This window comes from Sphingomonas sp. Leaf230, assembly GCF_001421745.1.
In the GTDB taxonomy this organism is placed as follows: Bacteria; Pseudomonadota; Alphaproteobacteria; order Sphingomonadales; family Sphingomonadaceae; genus Sphingomonas.
The window spans coordinates 554,533-577,881 of record NZ_LMKW01000008.1; the positions used below are offsets into that span (position 1 = coordinate 554,533).

The window sequence follows — 23,349 nt, forward strand, 5'->3', positions numbered from 1 at the left end:
GGGTGCACGATACCTTTCACTGCACAAGATAAGCGTGCGCAGGTTAATGGCAATGGAACAACGCGCGACTTGCGTTGATCAGTGTGAACGGACGGGCGCGCTAATCGGTTCGGCGCGGTGGTGCCTCGCGGAAGCGCCAGATGTCGCCGCGAACGCTGGCGATGATCCCGGCTTGGGTGGTGCGCTTGCCGGTCATCAGCGAGTCGAGCAGGCTTTCGATATTGGCGGCCTCGGTCCATTCGGGCGCGACGATGCCGGCGTCGGTGCGGACCGTGCCGATCGCGCGGCGCGCGAGGCGGCGAAGGATTTCGCGGGGCAGCTTCTCGACCGCGAGCTTCACCTCGCCGCCGCCGACCTTGGCGCGTTCGGTCCAGATCCAGTCGACCATCGCGCGGACGTCGGTGTCGGTCTCGGCGAGCGCGGCGGCGGCGCGCGCGAGGTTGGGCGTGCCGAGCCATTCGTTCTGGTCGAGCAACCGGCGGAAGCGGGTGCGATCGTGGCGGTCGTCGTGGTTCGAAGGATCGTCGAAGAACGGTACCTCGGCACGGCGGACGATCGCGCGGAGTTCGGCGCGGCGCCAGTCGAGCAAGGGGCGGATCACGGTGAAGCCGTGGACTTCGGTGCGGGCGCGGACACCGGCGAGGCCGGCTAGCCCTGACCCGCGGGCAGCGCGCATGAGGAAGGTCTCGGCCTGGTCGTCGGCGTGATGGCCAGTGACGAGCGCCCCTGCCCCGATCGCGCGGGCGTGGTCGGTGAGAAGGGCATAGCGCGTGGTGCGGGCCTGCGCCTGGATGCTGGCACCGGTGATCGGTTCGCTGGGGGCGAGCGTGGCGTGTGGAATGCCGAGCGTTGCGCAATGCGCGGCGACCATCGCGGACTCCTCCACCGCTTCGGGGCGAAGGCGGTGGTCGATGCTGGCGACCGTGAAGCCGGGGGGGAGCGCTTCGTGCGCGAGGGTGAGCATCGCCATGCTGTCGGGGCCGCCGGAGACCGCGAACAGCGGGTTGGCGATGTCGCTTGCCAGGCGCGCGAAGTCGGCGGCGAAGCGGCGTCCCTCTTCGGTCATGCGGAGACAATCCTGACGGTCGAGCAGTCACCACCCCGGCGGAGGCCGGGGCCCAATTGGGGGACGGTGATGACTAAGCGTAGCCCGCCGTTACGACGACCTTGCCAATTGGGCCCCGGCCTCCGCCGGGGGGGGGCTGGTGTGCGACGTGAGGTCACGGACAGGTCGGTACGCGTGCGCACTGGAAGATGCCTTACTTGCACTTCGCCGCGCTGCGCCCGGCGGCAACCTGCCCCTTCATCGCCGACGCCATCTTGGCGCCGTAGACGTCGTTGAGCTCGTCATACACCTTGCACGCATCGGCAGGCTTGTTGAGCTTGGTCAGCGCCTGGCCAAGATACAGCAGGCTGTCCGGCGCGCGCTCGCCCTCGGGCATCTTCTTGTAATTGTCGTAGAACGCCATCGATGCGAGGCTCGGCTTGCCCTCATCGAGATACGACCGGCCGAGCAGGTTCTGCGCATAGCTGGCGCGCTTACTCTTGGGGTATTCGGCGACGACCTTCTTCAGTTGGGCCTCGGCCTGCGGGTATTGCTTGGCGGCCCACAGGCGGTAGCCGTACATATACTCGTCCTCCGCCGGATCGCCGGTCGAAGGCTTCTCGACCGAGACCTTGATCGGTGTGGCAGCGCCGGGCTTGCTCGCGGCTTCGGGGCGTGTTGTCGGGCGTGATGGACCACTCGACTGACCACCCGCTTGGTCATCGGATTCGATCGGGCCACCAGTCCCCGCCCCCGTCGCGATCGGCGCGGGACCGGTCTCGAGCGTCTTCAGCCGCGCGTCGTTCGAACGGCGGTAATTGTCGAACGCGTCCTGCAACTGGCGGGTGCGGTTCTGGTTCTGCTCGATCTGCTCGGTGAGCGAGGTCATCTGCTGTTCGAGCGACGTGACGCGCTGGTTCACGTCAGCGAGCGCGCTCGTCGCGGGTGAGCCGGGCCCCGGGCCCTGTTCGCTCTGCGGCGCGCGGACTTCGGGCTGGAGCATCTGGCCCGCACCACCCGGGAAGACCTTGCGCTGGACCGCGCGCATTTCGCTTTCGAGCTTGCCGACGCGGCCCTCGACATTTTGTGCCTGTACGGCAGCGGGCAACAGCGCCGCGAGGCAGACGCCGACCAGAATTAACTTACGCATGGGCCACACCCCCCGGTGGATTGGTTAATCGTCCGGGTATAGCTGCACTACCCATCCTGTCGCCAGCCTTAAGACCCTGGCGATGGTCGGCTGCAATCACGGATTGGGCGTTGCCGTAGCGGCGGGTGGTGGATTGGCGGCCGCGTCGAGGTTGGCGCGCTGCGTTTCGCTCAACGGACGACGCGGCGTGCGGGGACGGCTTGCAGTACGCGACCGCTCGGACGACCGCGTCGACGTCGCTTCGGTCGCGGCAGGCGTCGTCTGAGGCTCGGGCGTGCCGGCAATCCGCGCGGCAATTGCCGGCGCACCCACGGACACGTCCTTGATCGCGCGCTCACCCGTGCCGAGCGCAGGCGCCGCGGCGCCGTTGAGCGTCACCGCCAGCTTGTCGGCGCGACCGATGTTGATCTTCGGGTCCTTGGCATCCTTCGGCACGTCGAACTTTTCGCCGGGCTTCATCGTGCCGAGGTAGAGCGTCTTGTTGTCGGCATCGTAGACGCGCATCCATACCTCGTCCGAGGCGGTCAGCGTGACCTGCCCGTTGGCGGGCGTGGCCGGCGCAGGAACCGGTTGCGCGGTCTGCGCGGCGGGGTTCGGCGCGGTCTCGGCGATCGGCGTCGTGGTCGAGGCGTTGTTCGAACCACGGAACATGTCGGTGCCGTACCACAGCCCGACCAGCACCAGCACCGCGATCGCGATGCCCAGCGCGACGATCGCGAGGCCACGCGAAGGCACGCGCGACGGATCGGTCATCTCGTACGGTTCGTATTCTGGCTTCTTGCTGCCCAGCTTCGCGACGTCGCTACGGACGATGTTCGCGATCTGCACCTCGTCGATGCCCATCGCGCGGGCATAGGCGCGGCTGAAACCGACCGCGTAGGTCGAGGACGGCAGCGTGGAATAATCGGACGCCTCGATCGCTTCGAGGTGACGCAACGGCACGCGGGTACGCGTCGCGATATCCGCGACGGTCAGGCCCTGCGCCTCGCGCGCCTTGCGGAGAATGTCGCCAGCACGCTCTGGTTGAGCGGGTGCTGCGTTCTGGCCGGTTTCGACCTCGTCCATTCTTGTCTCCGAACACGGGTGCGTAGCGTTTCCCGCCATGTCACCCGTCTTTCAGAGGGCCCCAGCCGTGTCAACGCACCGAACGTCTTAACCGCAGCTTTCCGCCGATCAGACGATTTCGACGCCGTTTTCGGTCGCCCAGTTGGTCAGCGCACCGCGCATGTCGCGTGGCGGGTTGGCCAGCAGCCCTGCCATGTATGCGACGAGCGCAGCGCGATCGAGCGAGCGCGTCATCGCCTTGATCGGGCCGACTGCGGCGGGGGTGATCGACAACCTCTCAATGCCGAGCCCGATCAGCGCCATCGCCTCCAGCGGACGCCCGCCCATCTCGCCGCAGACCGCCAGATCGACCGCGGCGTCGCGGACCGGTGCGACCAGCCGCGCGATGAAGCGGAGGATCGACGGGCTGAGCCAGTCGTAGCGCTCGGCGAGCTTCGGGTTGGCACGATCGGCGGCGAACAGGAACTGCGTCAGGTCGTTGGTGCCGATCGACAGGAACTCGATCTTCGGCAGCAATATGTCGAGCATCTCGGCGAGCGCCGGCACCTCGAGCATCGCGCCGTAGCGGATCGCCAGCGGCATCTTCCGACCGCGCCCTTCGAGCCAGGTCCGCTGCGCCTCGAACAGCGCGCGTGCCTCGTCGAACTCCCACGGCTCGCTGACCATCGGGAACATCACGTTGAGCGTGCGACCGGCGGCGGCTTCTAAGAGAGCGCGTGCCTGCACCTTCATCAACCCGTCGCGCTCCAGGCCGAGGCGCAATGCGCGCCAGCCCATCGCCGGGTTCTCCTCGTCGGAATCTTCCTTGTTGAGATACGGCAGCGCCTTGTCGCCGCCGATATCGACGGTGCGGAAGATCACCGGGCGATCGCCCGCCGCGTCGAGCACTTCGCGGTAGAGCCGCTGCTGGCGCTCGCGTTGCGGCAGCGTGGCGGAGACGAGGAACTGGAACTCGGTGCGGAACAGGCCGATGCCATCCGCGCCAGTGACGTCGAGCGCGGCCACGTCGTCGCGGAGGCCTGCGTTCACCATCAAGGTCAGGCGGTGGCCGTCCTTGGTGACGGGGGGCACGTCGCGGAGCGCTGCGAACGCCGCCTTGCGCTTCTGGCGCATCGCGAGGCGCGCCTCGAACGCTTCCTCCATCGCTGCCGAGGGCCGCGCGAAGACGTTGCTCTCGGCGCTATCGAGCAACAGCATGTCGCCCTCTGCTACCAACCGGCGGATGTCGCGGACGCGGCCGAGCACGGGTACGCCCATCGCGCGCGCGACGATCGTGACGTGCGCGGTGAGCGAGCCTTCTTCCAGGATCACGCCCTTCAGCCGACGCTTGTCGTATTCGAGCAGTTCGGCGGGGCCGAGGTTGCGCGCGATCAGGATCGTGTCCTGGCGAAGACCCATCTGCGCGGCGGTACCCATCTGGCCCGAGACGATCCGCAGTAGTCGGTTCGACAAATCCTCCAGATCATGCATCCGGTCGGCGAGCAGCGGATCGTCGATCTGGCGCATGCGCTGGCGCGTGCGTTGCTGGACGCGCTCGATCGCCGCCTCGGCGGTCAGGCCGGAGTCGATCGCCTCGTTGATGCGCCGCGCCCAACCCTCGTCGTACGCGAACATCTTGTAGGTCTGGAGCACTTCGACATGCTCGCCGCCGACGCCGAATTCGGCTTCGCGCGTCATCCGGTCGATGCCTTCGCGCATCTTGTCGAACGCCGCGTAGACGCGGTGGCGCTCGGCATCGGTGTCCTCGGCAACGGTGTGCTCGATGTGGATGCGCGGCTGGTGGTAGACCGCAAAGCCTGCGCCCATGCCGTCGACGAGCTTCTGGCCGGGAATCCGCATCGCCGCGGTCGACTGCGGCCGGTCCGCGCCGCCGCCGGTGGTGTCGATCAGCCCCGCGTTGGCGATCAGTTCGGAGAGCACCATCGCGACCGTCTGCAACGCCTCGATCTCGACGTCGGCATATCTGCGACGGTCGGTGTGCTGGACGGCCAGGACGCCGACGGAGCGCTCGCGTCGGATGATCGGCACGCCGGCAAAGCTGTGGAAGCGATCCTCGCCGGTCTCGGGCTTGTAGGCGAAATCGGGGTGGCTGGCGGCTTCGTCGAGGTTGAGCACCTCGACATCCTCGGCGATCGTGCCGACGAGCCCTTCGCCGAGCGCGAGCTTGGTGACGTGGACGGCCGCCTGGTCGAGGCCGCGCGTCGCGAACAGTTCGAGCACGCCTTCGCGCAGGAGGTAGATCGAGCAGACTTCGCTGTCGATCGCGGTCGCGATGATGCCGACGACGGCGTTGAGCTTGGCTTGCGCGGAGGTGCGCGACGCCATCACGTCGTGAAGGCTGGTGAGGATTTCGCGGGCGGAGGCGGCGGCCGAAAGGGGCATTGGAGTTGGCTATCAGATGAAGCGCTTGGGTGCCACGCAACAAAAGCAGTGCCGGGGCGAAGTTCGATCGATCTGGCGGTGGGGATTCTTACAAAAGGGATTGGTGCGGATCGCGGCGCGTAAATCTCATCGGCTACGGTTGCCCTCTCCTTCTTGTTCTCCCGCGAAGGCGGGAGCCCAGTCTGGGTCCCCGCCTTCGCGGGGAAACACGGTAGCGCGTACGCAACCCGTTACGCGTCGAACAGGCCGTCCTGGCTGCCGGCTGGTGGGTTCAGACCCAGGTGTTTCCAGCCGCCTGCGTTCAGGAACCGACCGCGAGCGGTGCGCGCGATCAGGCCGAGCTGGATCAGATATGGCTCGATCACTTCCTCGATCGTGTCGCGCGGTTCGCTGAGACCTGCCGCTAGAGTCTCCACCCCGACCGGGCCGCCGCGGTAGATGTCGGCGATCATCATCAGATAGCGGCGGTCCATCGCGTCGAGCCCGAGCGAATCGACCTCCAGCCGGTTGAGCGCCGCGTCCGCCGCGCGCGCGTCGACCGTCTCGTGCCCCGCGACGTTGGCGAAATCGCGCACGCGGCGTAGCAACCGCCCGGCGATGCGCGGCGTACCCCGGGCCCGGCGCGCGATTTCCATTGCGCCGTCCTTGGCGATGCCAAGCCCGAGCAGTCCCGCCGCTCGCGTGACGACGCGCTCCAACTCCTCGACCGTGTAGAATTGCAACCGCACCGGGATGCCGAAGCGATCGCGTAGCGGCGTGGTCAGCAACCCCTGCCGCGTGGTCGCACCGATCAGCGTGAACCGCGGCAGGTCGATCCGCACCGAGCGCGCGGACGGTCCCTCGCCGATCATCAGGTCGAGCGCACGGTCCTCCATCGCCGGGTAGAGCACCTCCTCGACCGCGGGCTGCAAGCGGTGGATCTCGTCGATGAACAGCACGTCGCCGTCCTCGAGATTGGTCAGCAGTGCGGCGAGATCGCCCGACTTGGCGATCACCGGGCCCGAGGTGGCGCGGAAGCCCACCCCCATCTCGCGCGCGACGATCTGCGCGAGGGTCGTCTTGCCGAGCCCCGGCGGCCCGAAGAACAGCACGTGGTCGAGCGCATCGCCGCGCGATTTTGCCGCCTGGATGAAGATGCGCAGATTCTCGCGCGCGGCCTTCTGCCCGACGAATTCGTCGAGCGTCTTCGGGCGCAGCGCGGCGTCGACGTCTTCGGGGCGCTTGGCGGCAGTCAGGATGCGGTCTGTATCGGTCACACCCTGCGATAGCGCGCTCGCGGTGAAGGGGGCAAGGCGGCTATGGGTGTGGGATGACCAACGACACCTCGCACCCCGATTTGTATCTGTTGGGCGGAGTCTCGCCCGCGCTGGAGGCGACGCTTGTCGAGCGCTTCACGTTGTACCGCGAGGATCCGCCGGCAACGACGCGCGCGATCGTCGGTGGCGGGAGCAGCGTGGTCGATGCGGCGCTGCTCGATCGCCTTCCCGCGCTGGAGATCATTGCGATCCACGGCGTCGGGTACGACGGAATCGACCTTGCCGCGACCAAGGCGCGCGGCATCGCGGTGACGACGACGCCCGACGTGCTGACCGACGATGTCGCGGACCTTGCGATCGGGCTTATGTTGGCGGTGCAGCGGCGGATCGTTGCGAACGACCGTTCGGTGCGCGGCGGCGGGTGGCAGGTCGATCTTGCGCGCCGGGCTAGCGGGCGGCGGATCGGGATTTTCGGGCTGGGGCGGATCGGTAGAGCCATCGCCAAGCGTGCTGCGCCGTTTGCGAGCGAACTCCATTATACGGCGCGCTCCGCCAAGCCGGATTTCGCGGGCGTGTTCCATGCCGACATCGCTTCGCTTGCGGCGGCGTGCGACGTGCTGATCATTGCCGCGCCTGGGGGCGACGCGACGTCGCATATCGTGGATGCGGGGGTTCTCGCGGCGCTTGGCGAGGACGGTATCCTCGTCAATATCGCTCGGGGAAGCTTGGTCGACGAACCGGCGTTGGTGGCGGCACTTATGGACGGGACGATCGCCGGCGCGGGGCTGGACGTGTTCGCTGACGAACCTGCGGTTCCCGACGCGCTGAAGGTGATGGATCAGGTCGTCCTGTCACCCCATCAAGGCAGCGCTACGGTCGATGGTAGGGCTGCGATGGCAGCGTTGGTCATCGCGAACCTCGACGCTCATTTTGCGGGTAGGGACCTACTTACGCCGCTCTAAGGACGAGGTGGCCGTAGTACGAATACCTCCCGGGTCATCTCCGTCATCCTGACGAAAGTCAGGATCCAGGGTTATTGGCGCTGCCGATTGCGGCTCTGGATCCTGACTTTCGTCAGGATGACGGCCGGAAAATTGATGTCAGCAAGCTGTATTACCGTTCTCCTGCGGACGCGGGAGCCTAGGGTAACGGAGCGCGAGGATTGTGATCCTGGACTCCTGCGTACGCAGGAGAACGGCGATCGTCCGAACCCTAAGACTTCGACGCCTTGCGTAGCGCCAGCCGGACCAGTGCATCGAGCGAAGCGCCCGGTCCCAGTTCCTCGTCCGCCGCCGCCACCGCAACGCTCGCCTCGTTCGGCCGGAACCCGAGGTTGAGCAGCGCCGACACAGCATCCGCAGACGCGCCCGGCGCGGCGTTGACCACCGCCGGCCCAAGGCCCAGCGCAATCCCGCCGACCTTGTCCTTCAATTCCATCACGATGCGCTGGGCGAGCTTGGGCCCGACACCGTTCGCACGCGCGACCATCGCCTTGTCGCCGCTGGCAATCGCGCGTGAGAGATCGACGGGCTCCAGCGCGGACAGGATCGCGAGCGCGACGCGGGCACCAACCCCCTGCACGCCGGTCAGCAGGCGGAACCAGTCGCGCTCGTCCGCGCTGGAGAAGCCGACCAGCCGCTGGAAATCCTCGCCGATGAGCAACTCGGTGAACACCGTGCAGGCTTCGCCGATCGGGCCGAGCGCCGACAGCGTGCGCGCCGAGGCGCCGACCAGATAGCCGACGCCGCCGACGTCGATCACGGCATGGTCGATGCCGGTCGAGTCCAGCCGTCCTTTGAGATGCACGATCATTGGATCAGGCGGTAGAACATCGACGGCGCGGCGTCATCCCGTCAAAATACAGGCTTCCCGGCTCGATCGACGCGCACGTCGGTCAGGCGTTTGGTTGCGGACGACCCTGCTCGCCCGTCGGACGGTTCTGGACGGGCGCGGCGGCCTTCGCGGTTTCGTGCAGCGCCTGGGTCGGCGCGCCGATCACCATCGCGCGGGCACGCAGGCTGGCGCGCAGGAATACGGTGTCGGACGCGATGAAGCGGCGCGGGGTCGTGCCGAGGAACGTGCCGGCGTCGCGGAGGAAATGCGAGGCATCGAAATAGCTACTGTCGATCTTCGAATAGTCCGCCATGCCGTCCGTCCGGATCAGGCTGATGAAAGATCGCAGGAACCGCGCGCGCCTCAGCAACAGCTTTGGCGGCATGCCGAAATGGCGCGTCGCCATGCGTCGCAGCTCGTGCGTCGGGATGTCGAGGCGGTCGGCGACGTCCTTCATCTCGATCACGCCGTCGGTGACGGTCAACGCGGTGAACGCGCGGATCAAATCCTCGCGCGGGTGCGGGCGAGTGAAAAACGCGCCGAACACCGCATCGAGCAGCGGCTTGATCATCGTGTCGTCGTCGAGCGCGTCGAGCCCTTCGACCAGCCGCGCGGAAAGGTCCGATCCCAGCGCCGAACCGAGCGGCACGACGCGGTTGTGGAACTCGCCCGCCGACCGCGCGGTGAGCCGCGACCAGCCGAGCGCACTGAGGCCGATGCCGACGGCGATCCCGCCACGCGTCTCGGTCCGGAAGGCGCGGCTGGTCGGACCGTAGAAGCTTGCACGATCGAGCGGGCCGAAGCGGTGGTTGCCGACCGACACGGTCAGCGGCCCGGCGTCGACCAGCACGGAGATCATCGCTGGTGCCGGCAGATACCAGTTGAGCATCGGCGTACGGTCGTTCGAGGCGTAGATCGCGTACCCCGTCAAATACTCGGACAGCGCGGGATCGGGCAGGTCGTACCGCATCGTCATGCCCGCGGGCATCGCGAACGCCGAGGCCGGAACATTGTTGCTGTTCGTTCCACCTCGTACGTGTTCGACAAGCATCGCGCCGCCCTTAATCTAAATTAAAAAATCACGGGCGGCGCTGCCACAGCAATGCAGGCTTGGCTATTAAAACTTGATTGAGGTGTAATTATAGCGCTCAGGCGCTGATCTCATTCAAAATGAACCAAGTTTTGTCCGAGCGGATATTGGCTGGGGTTGATATTTGTGATGCGGCTAGCCGTGGCGCACGTCTTCGGATGCTACACCGGGGACGGCGTTACCTCGCGTTGGTCGGATCGCCGGAGAGATCAGGCGCCTATGCCGCTACGTCGCGCCAGGGCGGCGGCACTTGCGACGTGATGCGCGTGCGTGATCGCAACCGCGAGCGCGTCGGCGGCGTCGGGGCCGGCGAGTTTCGCTCCGGGCAACAACACGGCCATCATCGCCTGGATCTGCTTCTTGTCTGCGCCGCCGGTGCCGACGACGCCCTTCTTGACGGTCGACGGGTGGTATTCGCCGATATGCAGCCCTGCGCCCGCCGCGGCGAGCAGGACGACGCCGCGCGCTTGCCCGAGCTTCAGCGTCGACTGCGCGTTGGTGTTGCCGAGCACTTCCTCGACCGCGGCGCCGTCGGGGCGCTCGGTGCGGATGACGTCGATCAGCGCGTTGTAGAGCGCGGTGAGGCGGCGGGGGAGCGCCATCGACGGATCGGTCTTGATCTGGCCGTTGGCGATATGGCTCAAGCGGTTGCCGTCGGCGCGGATGACGCCCCAGCCGGTGGTGCCGAGGCCGGGGTCTAGTCCGAGGATGATCATGCGCAGGTAGAAGGAGAAAGTTGGTTCGCGCGGAGGCGCGGAGACGCGGAGAGGGTGCGTTCTTGGCGATCGTCTTGCGTTAGCGGGACTTTCAGTTCTCCGGGCCGGCCGGCAGAGATGAGGCCGCTGACGCGGAGGAGGTCGCCACGAAACACAACTCTCCGCGTCTCCGCGTCTCCGCGTGAACCAACCTTCTTCATCTCAGCCGAGCGTTTCCATGATCTCGTCGGATATTTCGTAATTGCCCCACACCGTCTGCACATCGTCGTCGTCGTCGAGCGCGTCGATCAGCTTGAACAGCGTCGCCGCATCGTCCGCACCGACCGCGACCATCACCTGCGGACGCCAGGCGAGTTTCGCGCCTTCGGCCTCGCCGAGCTTCGCTTCCAGAGCCTTGGCCACCTCGTGCAGGTCGCCCTGGGCGGTCCAGACCTCATGGCCGTCCTCGCTCGACGTGACGTCCTCCGCCCCCGCTTCGAGAGCCGCTTCGAACACCGTGTCGGCATCGCCCGCGCTCGCCGGGTACGAGATCAGCCCGACGCGGTCGAACGCGTGGCTGACCGAACCGCCTGCGCCGAGGTTACCGCCGTTCTTGCCGACCGCGACGCGCACGTTGGTCGCGGTGCGGTTGCGGTTGTCGGTCAGCGCCTCGATGATGAGCGACACGCCGCCGGGGCCGAAGCCCTCGTAGCGGATCTCTTCGTAATTCTCGGCATCGCCGCGGCTAGCCTTGTCGATCGAGCGCTGGATGTTTTCCTTCGGCAGCGACGCCGCCTTGGCCGCGTTCACCGCCGCGCGCAGGCGCGGGTTCATGTCGACGTCGGGCAGGCCCATCTTGGCCGCGACCGTGATTTCCCGGCTGAGCTTGCTGAACGCCGACGAGCGCTTCTTGTCCTGCGCGCCCTTGCGGTACATGATATTCTTGTATTTGGAATGGCCTGCCATCGGTGCCTCTAATAGCCTGATGCGGTGGCTTTAGGACGGCGAGGCCGTTTTCGCCAGAGCGTCGATCTTCTGCTCGATCGCGTCGAGGCGCGCGAGCACCAGATGATCGATCTTGTGATGCACGCGCAGGATGTCGAGTTCGGCGCGCAGGTTGGTCTCATAGTCCAGGCTGGCAGCGAGGCGATCCTTGGCCGATTGCCGGTTCTGGCTCATCATGATCACCGGCGCCTGGATCGCGGCGACCGTCGACAGCAGCAGGTTGAGGAAGATGTAGGGATACGGATCGAACGCGCGTCCGAAATGCGCGAGGATGTCCGAGTTCAGCAGCATCCAGCCGATCAGCACTGCGCTGAACGCGATGATGAACCCCCACGACCCACCGATCGCGGCGACGCGGTCCGACAGGCGTTCGCCGAACGTCGACCGCTCGTCGGACACGTCGGCGGCATCGCGGCTGACCGTAGTCCCCGCCTCGATCCCCGCGAGGACGCGGCGCTCCTCGTCATCGAGATCGCTCGGCGCCTTGCCGAGCAGTCGCTGCGAGAGATCGGCGAGCAGGGATTGTTTCGTGGCCATGGTTTGCGCCCTAGCCCGGACTGCGGATTATGCCAGCGCAAAGCCGGGCTTGCGACGCAAGCGACAAAGACTCCTTGCTCCCACACGCCCGCACCTGCCAAACGCGCGGCATGACGGTTAGCGTGAATATGGGCACCGACGGCAATGGTACTGCCGTCGGCGTCGACCTGGAGGAACTACTCGCCACCCGCCTGTTGGTGCAGGGCAATTCGGGCTCGGGAAAATCGCATCTGCTGCGCCGCCTGCTCGAGCGATCGGCGGGCCACGTCCAGCAGATCGTGATCGACCCGGAGGGCGATTTCGTAACACTCGCGGGGCCCCATGGCCACGTCGTGATCGAGGCCGGCGACTATAGCGAACGCGAGATCGCACGGATCGCGACGCGGTTGCGCGAACATCGCACGTCGGCCGTGCTCAGCCTTGAGGGGCTGGAAGTCGAAGGCCAGATGCGCTGCGCCGCGTCGTTCCTGTCCGCGCTGTTCGATGCGCCGCGCGAGCATTGGTACCCGGTACTGGTAGTAGTCGACGAAGCGCAGATGTTCGCGCCGGTGACCGGCGGCGAAGTGTCGGAAGAGGTCCGCCGTGCGTCGCTGGCGGCGATGACGAACCTGATGTGCCGTGGGCGTAAGCGCGGCCTAGCCGGCGTGATCGCGACTCAGCGGCTGGCGAAGCTTGCGAAGAACGTCGCGGCGGAAGCGTCGAACTTCCTGATGGGCCGCACTTTCCTCGACATCGACATGGCGCGCGCGGCGGATCTGCTCGGGATGGAACGGCGCCAGGCCGAAGCGATTCGCGATCTCCAGCGCGGCACGTTCATGGCGCTTGGACCGGCAGTCTCGCGCCGGCCGATCACGGTGAAGATCGGCGACGTCGCGACCTCCGCGCGCAGCGGGAGCCCGAAGTTGACCCCCCTCCCCAGCGCTGCGCCGATGGACCTGCAGGACCTGTTGTCCGAGCCGGTGGTCGACGCGCCCGAACTCGGCCTGATGTTCGATTCGCGCCCGCGTCGCGTGCCGGCGGAGGAACTGCTCGACGGCATCGCCCGCCCGCCCGAGCCGCGCACCGCCGCACCGCCGCCGCCCGAAAAGACCGACGACGAGGTCGAGGCGGTCTACGCCGACGTCTTCCGCGCGATCGTCGAGGATCCGGAGTCGACGCTGCGGCCGCCGTCGGTGCTGTTCCAGGATTTCCAGGTGCGCTGCCGCATGGGGGGCCTTGCCAAGCCACCGCTAGACCTGCCCGGCTTCGTGCGGCGGCTGAGCTGCGCCCGCGCCGGCATCTTCGACATGACCGACGAGGCGTGGACGGCAGCGCTGGACGTGGCGAGCGGCCTGCCGGACGACATGCTGGGCGCGTTCCTGCTGGTCGCGCGTGCGGCGCGCGAGGGTGAACCGTGCCCTTCGGACGCGCGCATCGCAGCGACGTATGGTACGAGTTCGCTTGGCCGTGTGAAGCGTCTAATCGGCTACATAGAGAGCCGCGAACTGATCGTGTGCCGCACCGATCTCGCCGGCAAACGCTCGATCACGATCCCAGGGCTGGGCTGGACGACGCTGCCGGCGGAGGCGGCGTAGATCGTCATCCGCGGATCGGGGTGAACTGCAACGACAAGAACTGCCAGTCGCCCTTGATCCGTCGCGCGACGAAGCCGGCCCGCAGCGCGCGCGTCTGAATCTGGCCGTCCTTGCCGGGCATGGTGTAAGCGATCCGCATCGTGACGACACCGATCGTGCCAGCGGGCCGTGCGACGGTTTCGGTAATCGTCATCGGCGGTGCGGCTGATTTCTTGTCGGCTGCGTAGAACCCGATCACGCGCTCGCGGGAATCGACCTCACCGACCGGAGACACTTCCTGGTATTCGGGCGCCATCATCGCGATCATCGCCGCTTGATCGAACTGGTTGCGGACCCGGACGAACGCCTCGGCACGCTGACCGAGTTTTTGGATGTCGACCTCAACCGATTGCGCCGCGGCAGGAACACTAACCAATGATGCCGCCGCAATCCCCAGAAATACCCGCATTCTTGCCCCCCGATGCAATGTTGCATAACGGCAATACACCTAAGCTTCAGGTGCAGCAATGACGCTGCCGGTTGCCGAACCTAGAATGCGAACGCGATGGCGAGACCTGCGATGACGCCGACTTGTACCATCGCGATGAGCTGGAGCCGACCGACGAATGGTTGCTTTCGTGTCTTGTGCCGGTAGCGATTGCGCGCCCAGAACGCGCCCGGGCTGCCGCCAAGTGCGGCCAGCCAGAGCAACCGCGCTTCCGAAATCCGCCATTTGCCAGTCAGCGATCGCCGCTTGTCGAGCGCGAACGCGGCGAACGCGGCGAACGCGGCGACCGTGATGACGTTGACCAGCACCAGCAAGAGGACGGCCGTGATGACGGCAAGCGCACTATTCGGCGCGGTCAACGGTCCTCGCAACGGATCCGCATTTTAACCATGCGGACCTCTGCACGCTCGCCCGCATTCGCGCGCATCTTGACCATGTGGTCTTTCACGCCAATCTGGAATTCCGCCGGCCCGGTAACAGTGCATACCATCCCGTTGGCGACGCTGGCACACGCATCGACATATTGGCGTGCGTTAGTGATGACCGAGTCTTCAGCCGGACCGAGCCCCATCGAAACATAGCTCGATCCACCGAACAGTGCGGTACCCAGGCCGCCGAGCGTCTTTAGCTCCCATGCGGCGTGGCCGTCAGACGGTTTCGCCGTCTTCATACCGAGCTCGGTTGCGACCCGCTGGCAGAAGCTGGCGTTGGCCGCCCCCTCATCCGACTGGGCGGGGGCGGCCATAGTAGCCAGCGCGAGGGCGGCGAGAAAACGGATGGTCATAGCCGGACACTAATCCGCAACCGATGACAGTTCTGTTAAACACGTCAAAACCGACGCGTTTGGCCGTCTCATCGCCCTGGCGAAACTCAGATCATCCCCAACGCCTGGAGATACACCTCGAGGATCGCTTCCTCCTCCTGATACTCTTCCTTCTTCTTCTTCCGGATCGACAGGATCTTCCGGATCGCCTTGGGGTCGTAACCGCGGCCCTTGGCTTCGGCCATCACGTCCTTGATGTCGTCCGAAATACCCTTCTTCTCTTCTTCGAGACGCTCGGCGCGCTCGATCAGCAGGCGCAGTTCGTCCGCTGCGACCGCGCCGCCGCCCATGCCGTGTTGCCGTTCGTCAGACATCGAAAATTCCCCACTCGCCAGCGCCCACGCGCCGGTCAAAAGCCAATCAAGATACAAGCCCGCACCGGTGATCGCCGTCCGGAGACGTCCTGAATCATGCCGAATTGGGTGCGGGCCAGCGTCTAGGCGTTTACCGTGTTCGGCTCAAGCGACCCTGCGGGGGATCGTCGCGAATCAATTGCAGCCGTTCTCAGACCACTGCGTTCTTCGCGACGCTCGCCTTCATCCGTTCGAGCTGCTCGGGCGTCGCGTCGCCCTGGTGGTGCGCCTTCCACTCCGCATACGGCATCCCGTACACAGTCTCGCGTGCGGCATCCTTCGACAGGCCGCCCGCTTCCTCGACCCAGTCGGACAGGCAATTGCGACAGAAACCGGCGAGCCCCATCAGGTCGACGTTCTGCGCGTCCTCGCGGTGGCGGAGATGACGGATCAGGCGGCGAAAGGCCTGTGCCGCTACGGCATCGTCCAAAGTATCGAGGCGATCGGGGTTCATTACTATGCTCCGTGGTTGATCCCGCGGAGATAGGGTTTAAGGCCCGTCGCGGCAAAGACCTCCCCCAGGAAACGCCGAGGAAGACGCACCGCATGACCAAGGCCATCGCACCCCGTTCGCGCAAAGTCCGCATTCTAGCGACGCTCGGCCCTGCCAGCAGCACCCCCGAGATGATCGCTACCCTCTTCCGTACCGGCGCGGACGCATTCCGCATTAACATGAGTCACGGCGACCAGCAGTCGAAGATCGCCGTGATCCAGGCGATTCGCGCGCTGGAAAAGGAATATGGTCGTCCGTCGACCATTCTCGCCGATCTCCAGGGACCGAAGCTGCGCGTCGGCAAGTTCGACGGCGGCCGCACCGTACTCGAAACCGGTTCGACCTTCGTGCTCGACCGCGACCCGACGCCAGGCAATGCTACCCGCGTCGAGCTGCCGCACGACGAGATTTTCGCAGCGATCGAGCCGGGCGCCCGCCTGCTGCTCGACGACGGCAAGCTCGTGCTGCGCGTCGTGTCGCACAGCCCGCGCGAGATCACGACGCGGGTCGAGGTCGGCGGTGCCCTGTCGAACAGCAAGGGTCTGAACGTCCCCGACGTGGTGCTGCCGATGGCCGCGCTGACCGAGAAGGATCGCAGCGATCTCGACTTCGCGGTCGACCAGGGCGTCGACTGGATCGCGCTGTCGTTCGTGCAGCGCCCCGAGGATCTGTGGGAAGCGCGGAAACTGATCGGCGGCAAGGCGGCGCTGATGGCGAAGATCGAGAAGCCGGCGGCGATCGAGCGGCTCGAGGAAATCGTCGAGGCGTGCGACGGCGTGATGGTCGCGCGCGGCGATCTCGGCGTCGAACTGCCGCCGCAGCAGGTGCCGCCGCTGCAGAAGCGCATCGTCGAGGTTTCGCGCCGGATGGGCCGCCCGGTGGTGGTCGCGACGCAGATGCTCGAATCGATGATCACGTCGCCCTCCCCTACGCGGGCGGAAGTGTCGGACGTCGCGACGGCCGTGTATGACGGTGCGGACGCGATCATGCTGTCGGCGGAGAGCGCAGCGGGCGCGTGGCCGGTCGAATCGGTGGCGATGATGGACGCGATCGGCGTGTCGGTCGAGGCCGATCCCGAGCACGGCGACCGCATGCACTTCACCGTGATGAAGCCGGATCCGACGACTGCCGACGCGCTCGCCGAGGCGGCAAAGACCATCGCCGCGACGGTGTCGGCGGTGGCGATCATCTGCTTCACGACCTCGGGCTCGACCGCGCGCCGCATCGCGCGCGAGCGGCCTTCGGTGCCGTTGCTGGTGCTGACGCCCAGCCACGAGACCGCGCGGCGGCTCGGGCTGCTGTGGGGGACGCATGCCGTGCATACGCGCGACGTCGAGTCGTTCGAGGACATGGTGGCGAAGTCGAAGCGGATGGCTTTGCGGCATGGGATGGCGAAGGCGGGGGATCGGGTTATCGTGCTGGCGGGCGTACCATTCCGGACGCCTGGGTCGACGAATGTGCTGCACGTCGTACGCATCGTGGGCGATGAGCTGAAGGGGCATCATTCGCAGGTTTGAGTTTGGCGCGAGTGTAGAAGCCCGCCGCTAGGCCAAGGCGCCGACCTATCCTTCCCCCCTCCATGAAAGGGAGGGGTAGGGGGTGGGTCGGCTTCCACATGCTCCATCGGTACTGGCTCAAACCAGCCAACCCACCCCCACCCCCTCCCTTCCAGGGAGGGGAGCGAAGTAAGGGCGTTTGGTGGTGTTCGTGGTCGACACCACAAAAGGTGGCGCCCCTCTCTACGGGCCTCACGCCGGCAACCCCAGTCGTAGAAGCACCTCAATGTGCATCCGCATTAACGGAAACCGAGCATCTACCGCTCCCCCGCGAAGGCGGGGGTCCAGGATGACGGCATACCAGGGTATTTAGCTGGGCCCCCACATCCGCGGGGGAACAGCCTCGGTGTGGATCGCAAACGCCACCACCCCGGCGACGGCCGGGGCCCAGTTGGGGGACGGCAATGGCGACGCTCCCCACTCCGTTGCGGCAACCTTTCCAATTGGGCCCCGGCCTCCGCCGGGGTTGAGTTCGCCACCGGGGCGGGGCTCGCAGCCATAGCGAGCCTAATCTAGGCTAGCGCTCCCCGCCCGAATACGCGATGCCGCGCAGACGGACCGCACGGGAGGGCGAACGCTATGACTTTACGCGAGAAGATCGGCTGGGGCGCACTCGCCCTGCTCGCAGCCAGCGCGCTCGCGGTCGTCGCGTTCGAACGGGGCGAGCATGTCAACGCGCTGTGGATCGTCACTGCGGCGGTCTCGGTCCAGCTGATCGCGTACCGCTTCTACGCGCGCTACATCGCCTGCCACGTCATGCAGCTCGATCCATCGCGGCAAACCCCCGCCCTTCGCCGAGCCGACGGCCTCGACTACGTCGCGACGGATCGCAACGTCCTGTTCGGCCACCACTTCGCCGCCATCGCCGGTGCCGGCCCGCTCGTCGGCCCCGTGCTTGCCGCGCAGATGGGCTATCTCCCCGGCACGCTCTGGATCCTTGCCGGCGTCGTGCTGGCGGGCGCGGTGCAGGACTTCATGATCCTATTCATCTCGATGCGGCGTGACGGGCGTTCGCTCGGCGAACTGATCCGCATGGAGATGGGCGCGATCCCCGGCGTGATCGCGCTGATCGGTGCGTTCGCGATCATGGTCATCATCCTCGCCGTGCTCGCGCTGATCGTCGTCCGCGCGCTCGCCGGCAGTCCCTGGGGGCTGTTCACCGTCGCCGCGACGATCCCGCTGGCGTTCCTGATGGGCATCTACACGCGCTGGATCCGGCCCGGGAAGGTCGGCGAAGTCTCCGTTCTCGGCGTCATCGGGCTGCTGGCCGCGATCGTCTATGGCGGCACGGTTGCCGCCTCGCCGACGCTCGCACCGCTGTTCACGCTGACCCCGGTGCAGTTGTGCGTGCTGATGGTGGGCTATGGCGCGGTCGCCTCCGTCCTCCCCGTATGGCTGCTGCTCGCGCCGCGCGACTATCTGTCGACCTTTCTCAAAATCGGTGCGATCGTCGCGCTGGCGATTGGCATCGCCGTCGTCGCGCCGCCGCTCAAGATGCCCGCGCTCACGCCGTTCATCGACGGTAGCGGCCCGGTCTGGTCGGGCGGGCTCTTCCCGTTCCTGTTCATCACGATCGCGTGCGGCGCGGTCTCGGGCTTCCACGCGCTGATCGCCAGCGGCACCACGCCGAAGCTCATCGCCAGTGAAGGCGACGCGCAGTTCATCGGCTATGGCGCGATGCTGATGGAGAGCTTCGTCGCGATCATGGCGCTGGTCGGCGCGTCGATCCTCGATCCCGGCGTGTATTTCGCGATGAACAGCCCGGCGGCGGTGGTCGGCACCGACCTCGCTTCGGCCGCCACCGCAGTGACCGCGATGGGCTTCCCGATCACGCCCGAACTGCTCGCGCAGACTGCGAAGGACGTCGGCGAGACTACGATCGTCAGCCGGACAGGTGGCGCACCGACGCTGGCGGTGGCGATGTCGGAGATCTTCAGCCACCTCGTCGGCGGGCAGGCGATGAAGGCGTTCTGGTATCACTTCGCGATCCTGTTCGAGGCGTTGTTCATTCTGACGGCAGTCGATGCGGGGACGCGCGCCGGGCGTTTCATGCTGCAGGACCTGATCGGGCTGGCGGTGCCGTCGTTCCGCAATGCGTCGGCGATCTTGCCCGGGCTGATCGCGACCGCGCTGTGTGTCGTTGCCTGGGGCTTCTTCCTGTACCAGGGCGTCACCGATCCGCTTGGCGGGGTGAACACGCTGTGGCCGCTGTTCGGCATCTCGAACCAGATGCTCGCGGCTGTCGCGCTGGTGCTGGCGACGGTGGTGCTGTTTCGGATGAAGCGGCAGCGGTACGCGTGGGTGACGATCCTGCCCGCCGCGTGGCTGTGCCTGTGCACGATCACCGCCGGGCTGATGAAGCTGTTCGCGAGCGATCCCAAGGTCGGCTTCCTCGCTCACGCGTCGAAGTTCGCGGATGCGGCGGCGCGGGGCGAACTGCTGGCGCCGGCCAAGACTATGGCGGAGATGCAGCGGATCGTCCTCAACGACCGGATCGACGCCGGGCTTTGCGCGCTGTTCCTCGCGGTGGTGTTGTCGATCGTGGTCTTCGGCATCCGTACCTGTCTGGCGGCGCTGAAGATCGACCGGCCGACGGTGACCGAAGTCCCGCCGCAGCTGGTGGCCGCGGAATGATCCGGGCGCTCTACGCGAAGGCCCGCGAGACCGCGTTGCTGATGGTCGGCGTGCCGTCCTATGCCGCGTATCGCCAGCACATGGCCGAGCGGCATCCGGACCATGCGCCGATGGACGAGCGCGCGTTCTTCCGCGATCGGCAGGAGGCGCGGTACGGTAGCAAGGGCGGGGGACGCTGCTGTTGACCGATGTGCTTTCGACTGTCGCGCGACTCCGGGCGGCGACGGCAGCGGATCACGACGCGGTCGATGCGGGGTTCGGGCGCTACGACCTGAGCGACGCGGATGATTACCGCGCGTTCCTGATTGCGCATGCCAGGGCTTTGCCGGCGGTCGAGGCATGGCTCGCTGCAATCCCGGGACTGGCGGCGGTGCGGTCGCGAGAAGCGGCGCTGGCCGAGGATCTTGCCGCGCTGGGTGAAGACATGCCCGCGCCGATGACGTTCGACGTGCCGGCGAGTACGGCCGCTGGGTGGGGCGCGATGTATGTCGTCGAGGGGTCGCGGCTTGGCGGTATCATGCTGTCACGCTCGGTGCCCGAAGGGATGCCGTCGGCCTATCTCGGGGCGAAGCATCTGTCCGGCGAATGGCGCTCGTTGCTCGCCGCGATCGACCGTGAGCCCGCCGACGAAGCCTGGATCAAGGAGGCTATCGTCGGCGCAAAGGCGGCGTTCGAGCTGTATCGTCGCGCGCCGGACTGATATTACCGCAGGAGCTTTGGTGCTTCCTTGCGGATCATGTCCTGCACCTTGCTCGCGAACAGCCCGAGGATGCCGGGCAGGTCGACTACCGCGTGGACGTTGGTCTCGAATACGGTGACTGCGCTGGCGATCGTCTGGCCCATCGCCTGGACGGTGAAGTGCAGCGTATCGCCCTCCCAGCGCTGCTCAGTCACCGACCCGCCGGGGATCTTGTCGCTGATCTTGCCGATCCCCCCGTCGAGCCGCGCGCGGACCGCGGTCTTGCCGAGCTGATGGGGGACGTCGACGGTGATGGGAGTGCCCATGTCTGTTCCTTAAGTCGCGAAAATCATGTCGTCGTTGGCGAACGCCTTGAACTCGAGTGCGTTGCCGCTGGGGTCGAGAAAGAACATCGTCGCCTGCTCGCCGGGCTCGCCCTTGAAGCGGATGTACGGCGCGATCCCGAACTGGACGCCGGCGGCGGTGACGCGTTCGGACAGCGCGGTCCAGTCGTCCATCGTCAGTACGACGCCGAAATGCGGGACGGGGACGGCGTGGCCATCAACCGCGTTCTCGACCGCGACGGGCTTTGCGGCGGGGTCGAGGTGCGCGACGATCTGGTGGCCGAACAGGTCGAAGTCGATCCAGTGGTCGCTGGAGCGGCCTTCGCGGCAGCCGAGGGTGGCGCCGTAGAAGGTGCGGGCTGCCGTGAGGTCGTGGACCGGGAAGGCTAAGTGGAAGGGGCGTAAGGTCATTGGGGGAAGATAGGTCGGGCGATCCGGTTCGTCGAGCCGGGGGATTGCGTGGGTGCTTTCACCTACCGGGACGGTGGCCCTCTCTTGTTCTCCCGCGAAGGCGGGAGCCCAGTCTGGGCTCCCGCCTTCGCGGGAGAACAATCTTTGGGCGGGCGCCCTCCCCCTCACACTGCACCACCCCGGCGAAGGCCGGGGCCCAATTGGGGGACGTTGCTAACGGAGGGCAGCGCGTCGTTACTCCCACCTTTCCAATTGGGCCCCGGCCTCCGCCGGGGTGGTGGAGAGCGGGGCGACAGTGCCGTGACCAACAAGGCTAAGACATTGCCCGGCCCCCTCCGCCACGCCATAGCGCGAGCGTGAACCGTTACTCAGCCCTTACCTGCTTCGTCCTCGGAGCGCTCGCCGCGACCGGGTTCGCTCCGCTCGATCTCTGGCCGCTGACGCTCGTTGCGTTCGCGCTGTGGATGAAGATCGTCCACGACGCACCGACCCTGCGCAGCGCACTGTGGCGCGGGTGGGTGTTCGGGGTCGGGCACTTCACTGTGAACAACAACTGGTTCCAGCATGCGTTCGACTTCCAGGATGCGATGCCGCCGGTGCTAGGGTACTTCGCGGCGGTCGGTCTCGCGCTATATCTGGCAGTGTTTCCGATGCTGGCAGGCGGGCTCGCGTGGCGGATCGCCCGACGGCCCGGCGCCCCCGACGCGACGTTCGTGTTCGTCTTCGCCGCCGCCTGGATCGCGACCGAGTGGCTGCGCGCGACGCTGTTCACCGGCTATGCCTGGGATCCGCTGAGCGTCGTCTGGCTCCCCGCGATCGGTGTCGCGCGGCTGTCCGCCTGGATCGGCACCTATGCGCTGTCGGGTGTGACGATCCTTGCCGCGGGCGCATTGCTGATGCTCGCGGTGCGCCGCTGGACGCTGCCAGCCGTCGCCCTTCCAGCGCTCGGTCTCGCAGCACTGTCCGCGCTCTGGACGAATGCGCCGCCGCCCGCTGCCGGCACGCCTCTGGTCCGCGTGGTCCAACCCGACATCGGCCAGGAAGATCGCAGCGAGACCGACGGCGAACGTGTTCTCACAGCGCTCGAAAAGCTTAGCGGCCAAGGCGGCGCCACCCCGCGTCTCGTCGTCTGGCCCGAGGGCGTCGTTCGCGATTACGTCGAGGATGGCTACCCGTTCTACGCCTATGGCTGGTCGAGCCCGCTCTACCTCCGCCGCCGCATGGCGCGGTTGCTGGGCCCCCAAGACATCCTGCTGATCGGCGGCACTGCGCTTGAGTTCAACGCCAGGGATCAGATCTCGGGCGCGGCGAACTCGGTATTCGCGCTCGACGCGCAAGCGCGGTTGCGCGGCCGCTACGACAAGGCGCACCTTGTGCCATACGGCGAATATCTGCCGATGCCGTGGCTGCTCAAGCCGCTCGGCCTAGCGCGGCTCGTGCCCGGCGACATCGACTTCACGTCGGGCAAGGGCCCTGCGAACCTGACGCTGCCGGGCTTCGGTTCGATCGGCATGCAGATCTGCTACGAGATCATCTTTTCGGGTGAGGTCGTGGATCGCGCACACCGCCCCCGCATCCTGTTCAATCCGTCGAACGATGCGTGGTTCGGCAAATGGGGCCCGCCGCAGCATCTCGCTCAGGCCCGGATGCGCGCGATCGAGGAAGGGCTGCCAATCCTCCGCGCGACGCCGACCGGTATTTCCGCGATCATCGCTGCCGATGGTCGCCTCGTCGCGGCCGTCCCGCACGAGACCGCCGGTGCCATTGAACAACCGATGCCGTCCGCGCTGCCCCCAACGCTGTTCTCGCGCGTCGGCAACGCGATGGCGGCGATCGTCGCCGCGCTGATGCTCGCAAGCGCGGTTGCCCTGCGCCGTCGCCAGCGCTAGGGTCATATAAAGCTTTCCTTATATGACGCTCGCTCCAGAGCATGGCAA

The 23,349-nt window shown here is 66.7% G+C and carries 24 protein-coding genes; 7 read left to right on the plus strand and 17 right to left on the minus strand.

Features of this window, described 5'->3' with window-relative positions:
• Window positions 1-100 precede the first annotated feature (100 nt).
• The 5 genes from tilS to ruvB form a co-directional block, all read right to left on the minus strand.
• Complete coding sequence (gene tilS / locus ASE82_RS08125) at window positions 101-1,066, minus strand: tRNA lysidine(34) synthetase TilS (RefSeq protein ID WP_056061248.1); 966 nt, start codon at window positions 1,064-1,066, stop codon at window positions 101-103.
• 193 nt (window positions 1,067-1,259) lie between these two features.
• A complete protein-coding gene (locus ASE82_RS08130) occupies window positions 1,260-2,195 on the minus strand; it encodes a tetratricopeptide repeat protein (protein WP_056061251.1) in 936 nt (311 codons plus the stop codon).
• Window positions 2,196-2,291: 96 nt separating this feature from the next.
• Complete coding sequence (locus ASE82_RS08135; RefSeq protein ID WP_056061254.1) at window positions 2,292-3,260, minus strand: helix-turn-helix domain-containing protein; 969 nt, start codon at window positions 3,258-3,260, stop codon at window positions 2,292-2,294.
• 108 nt (window positions 3,261-3,368) lie between these two features.
• Window positions 3,369-5,642 carry a phosphoenolpyruvate--protein phosphotransferase gene (gene ptsP, locus ASE82_RS08140; protein ID WP_056061256.1) on the minus strand — a complete coding sequence of 758 codons (2,274 nt, stop codon included), beginning with the start codon at window positions 5,640-5,642 and terminating at the stop codon, window positions 3,369-3,371.
• 230 nt (window positions 5,643-5,872) lie between these two features.
• The gene (ruvB, locus tag ASE82_RS08145) at window positions 5,873-6,898 is read right to left on the minus strand and encodes a Holliday junction branch migration DNA helicase RuvB (RefSeq protein ID WP_056061260.1); all 1,026 of its coding nucleotides are present in this window, start codon (window positions 6,896-6,898) and stop codon (window positions 5,873-5,875) included.
• Between the two features lie 53 nt (window positions 6,899-6,951).
• On the opposite strand from ruvB, the gene ASE82_RS08150 reads away from it, so the two are divergent.
• Window positions 6,952-7,860, plus strand: a complete 909-nt coding sequence (locus ASE82_RS08150; protein WP_056061262.1) for a 2-hydroxyacid dehydrogenase — start codon at window positions 6,952-6,954, stop codon at window positions 7,858-7,860.
• A 250-nt stretch (window positions 7,861-8,110) separates the two neighbouring features.
• Here the strand turns inward: ASE82_RS08150 and ruvA are convergent, their stop codons facing one another.
• From ruvA to ASE82_RS08175, 5 genes are all read right to left on the minus strand, one after another.
• Window positions 8,111-8,710 carry a Holliday junction branch migration protein RuvA gene (gene ruvA / locus ASE82_RS08155; RefSeq protein WP_056061267.1) on the minus strand — a complete coding sequence of 200 codons (600 nt, stop codon included), beginning with the start codon at window positions 8,708-8,710 and terminating at the stop codon, window positions 8,111-8,113.
• 82 nt (window positions 8,711-8,792) lie between these two features.
• Window positions 8,793-9,782, minus strand: a complete 990-nt coding sequence (locus ASE82_RS08160; protein WP_156348816.1) for a hypothetical protein — start codon at window positions 9,780-9,782, stop codon at window positions 8,793-8,795.
• A 248-nt stretch (window positions 9,783-10,030) separates the two neighbouring features.
• Complete coding sequence (gene ruvC / locus ASE82_RS08165) at window positions 10,031-10,537, minus strand: crossover junction endodeoxyribonuclease RuvC (protein WP_056061275.1); 507 nt, start codon at window positions 10,535-10,537, stop codon at window positions 10,031-10,033.
• 201 nt (window positions 10,538-10,738) lie between these two features.
• Complete coding sequence (locus tag ASE82_RS08170) at window positions 10,739-11,482, minus strand: YebC/PmpR family DNA-binding transcriptional regulator (protein ID WP_056051712.1); 744 nt, start codon at window positions 11,480-11,482, stop codon at window positions 10,739-10,741.
• A gap of 30 nt (window positions 11,483-11,512) precedes the next feature.
• Complete coding sequence (locus tag ASE82_RS08175) at window positions 11,513-12,058, minus strand: DUF1003 domain-containing protein (protein ID WP_056061278.1); 546 nt, start codon at window positions 12,056-12,058, stop codon at window positions 11,513-11,515.
• Between the two features lie 110 nt (window positions 12,059-12,168).
• Between ASE82_RS08175 and ASE82_RS08180 the strand changes: the two genes are divergently transcribed.
• Window positions 12,169-13,632: an ATP-binding protein gene (locus ASE82_RS08180; protein WP_056061281.1), complete on the plus strand. Its 1,464-nt coding sequence runs from the start codon at window positions 12,169-12,171 to the stop codon at window positions 13,630-13,632.
• 4 nt (window positions 13,633-13,636) lie between these two features.
• On the opposite strand, the gene ASE82_RS08185 is transcribed toward ASE82_RS08180, so the two are convergent.
• The 5 genes from ASE82_RS08185 to ASE82_RS08205 form a co-directional block, all read right to left on the minus strand.
• Window positions 13,637-14,080, minus strand: coding sequence for a nuclear transport factor 2 family protein (locus ASE82_RS08185; RefSeq protein WP_082441375.1), 444 nt, complete (start codon window positions 14,078-14,080; stop codon window positions 13,637-13,639).
• Window positions 14,081-14,160: 80 nt separating this feature from the next.
• Window positions 14,161-14,478, minus strand: coding sequence for a DUF1294 domain-containing protein (locus tag ASE82_RS08190; RefSeq protein ID WP_056061285.1), 318 nt, complete (start codon window positions 14,476-14,478; stop codon window positions 14,161-14,163).
• Window positions 14,475-14,903: a hypothetical protein gene (locus tag ASE82_RS08195; protein WP_056061288.1), complete on the minus strand. Its 429-nt coding sequence runs from the start codon at window positions 14,901-14,903 to the stop codon at window positions 14,475-14,477. The genes ASE82_RS08190 and ASE82_RS08195 overlap by 4 nt, the downstream gene beginning before the upstream one ends.
• An 86-nt stretch (window positions 14,904-14,989) precedes the next feature.
• Window positions 14,990-15,232 (minus strand): DUF2312 domain-containing protein, encoded by a 243-nt coding sequence (locus tag ASE82_RS08200; RefSeq protein ID WP_197942503.1) that lies wholly within the window; start codon window positions 15,230-15,232, stop codon window positions 14,990-14,992.
• Between the two features lie 214 nt (window positions 15,233-15,446).
• Window positions 15,447-15,749, minus strand: a complete 303-nt coding sequence (locus tag ASE82_RS08205; protein WP_056061291.1) for a DUF1244 domain-containing protein — start codon at window positions 15,747-15,749, stop codon at window positions 15,447-15,449.
• Between the two features lie 92 nt (window positions 15,750-15,841).
• Here ASE82_RS08205 and pyk point away from each other — a divergent pair, with 92 nt between their 5' ends.
• The 4 genes from pyk to ASE82_RS08225 all read left to right on the plus strand — a co-directional run bounded on the left by pyk (window position 15,842) and on the right by ASE82_RS08225 (window position 20,678).
• Window positions 15,842-17,305 carry a pyruvate kinase gene (gene pyk / locus ASE82_RS08210; RefSeq protein WP_056061294.1) on the plus strand — a complete coding sequence of 488 codons (1,464 nt, stop codon included), beginning with the start codon at window positions 15,842-15,844 and terminating at the stop codon, window positions 17,303-17,305.
• 618 nt (window positions 17,306-17,923) lie between these two features.
• Window positions 17,924-19,978: a carbon starvation CstA family protein gene (locus tag ASE82_RS08215; protein WP_056061297.1), complete on the plus strand. Its 2,055-nt coding sequence runs from the start codon at window positions 17,924-17,926 to the stop codon at window positions 19,976-19,978.
• Window positions 19,975-20,163, plus strand: a complete 189-nt coding sequence (locus ASE82_RS08220; RefSeq protein ID WP_056061299.1) for a YbdD/YjiX family protein — start codon at window positions 19,975-19,977, stop codon at window positions 20,161-20,163. Before ASE82_RS08215 ends, ASE82_RS08220 begins: the two co-directional genes overlap by 4 nt.
• Window positions 20,164-20,168: 5 nt before the next feature.
• Window positions 20,169-20,678, plus strand: a complete 510-nt coding sequence (locus ASE82_RS08225) for a biliverdin-producing heme oxygenase (RefSeq protein ID WP_056061836.1) — start codon at window positions 20,169-20,171, stop codon at window positions 20,676-20,678.
• A gap of 2 nt (window positions 20,679-20,680) precedes the next feature.
• Here ASE82_RS08225 and ASE82_RS08230 read toward each other — a convergent pair whose 3' ends face one another.
• Window positions 20,681-20,983 (minus strand): polyhydroxyalkanoic acid system family protein, encoded by a 303-nt coding sequence (locus ASE82_RS08230; RefSeq protein WP_056061302.1) that lies wholly within the window; start codon window positions 20,981-20,983, stop codon window positions 20,681-20,683.
• Between the two features lie 9 nt (window positions 20,984-20,992).
• Window positions 20,993-21,412, minus strand: coding sequence for a VOC family protein (locus ASE82_RS08235; RefSeq protein WP_056061305.1), 420 nt, complete (start codon window positions 21,410-21,412; stop codon window positions 20,993-20,995).
• A gap of 356 nt (window positions 21,413-21,768) precedes the next feature.
• Here ASE82_RS08235 and lnt point away from each other — a divergent pair, with 356 nt between their 5' ends.
• Window positions 21,769-23,301 (plus strand): apolipoprotein N-acyltransferase, encoded by a 1,533-nt coding sequence (lnt, locus tag ASE82_RS08240; RefSeq protein ID WP_056061308.1) that lies wholly within the window; start codon window positions 21,769-21,771, stop codon window positions 23,299-23,301.
• The last annotated feature ends 48 nt before the right edge of the window (window positions 23,302-23,349 follow it).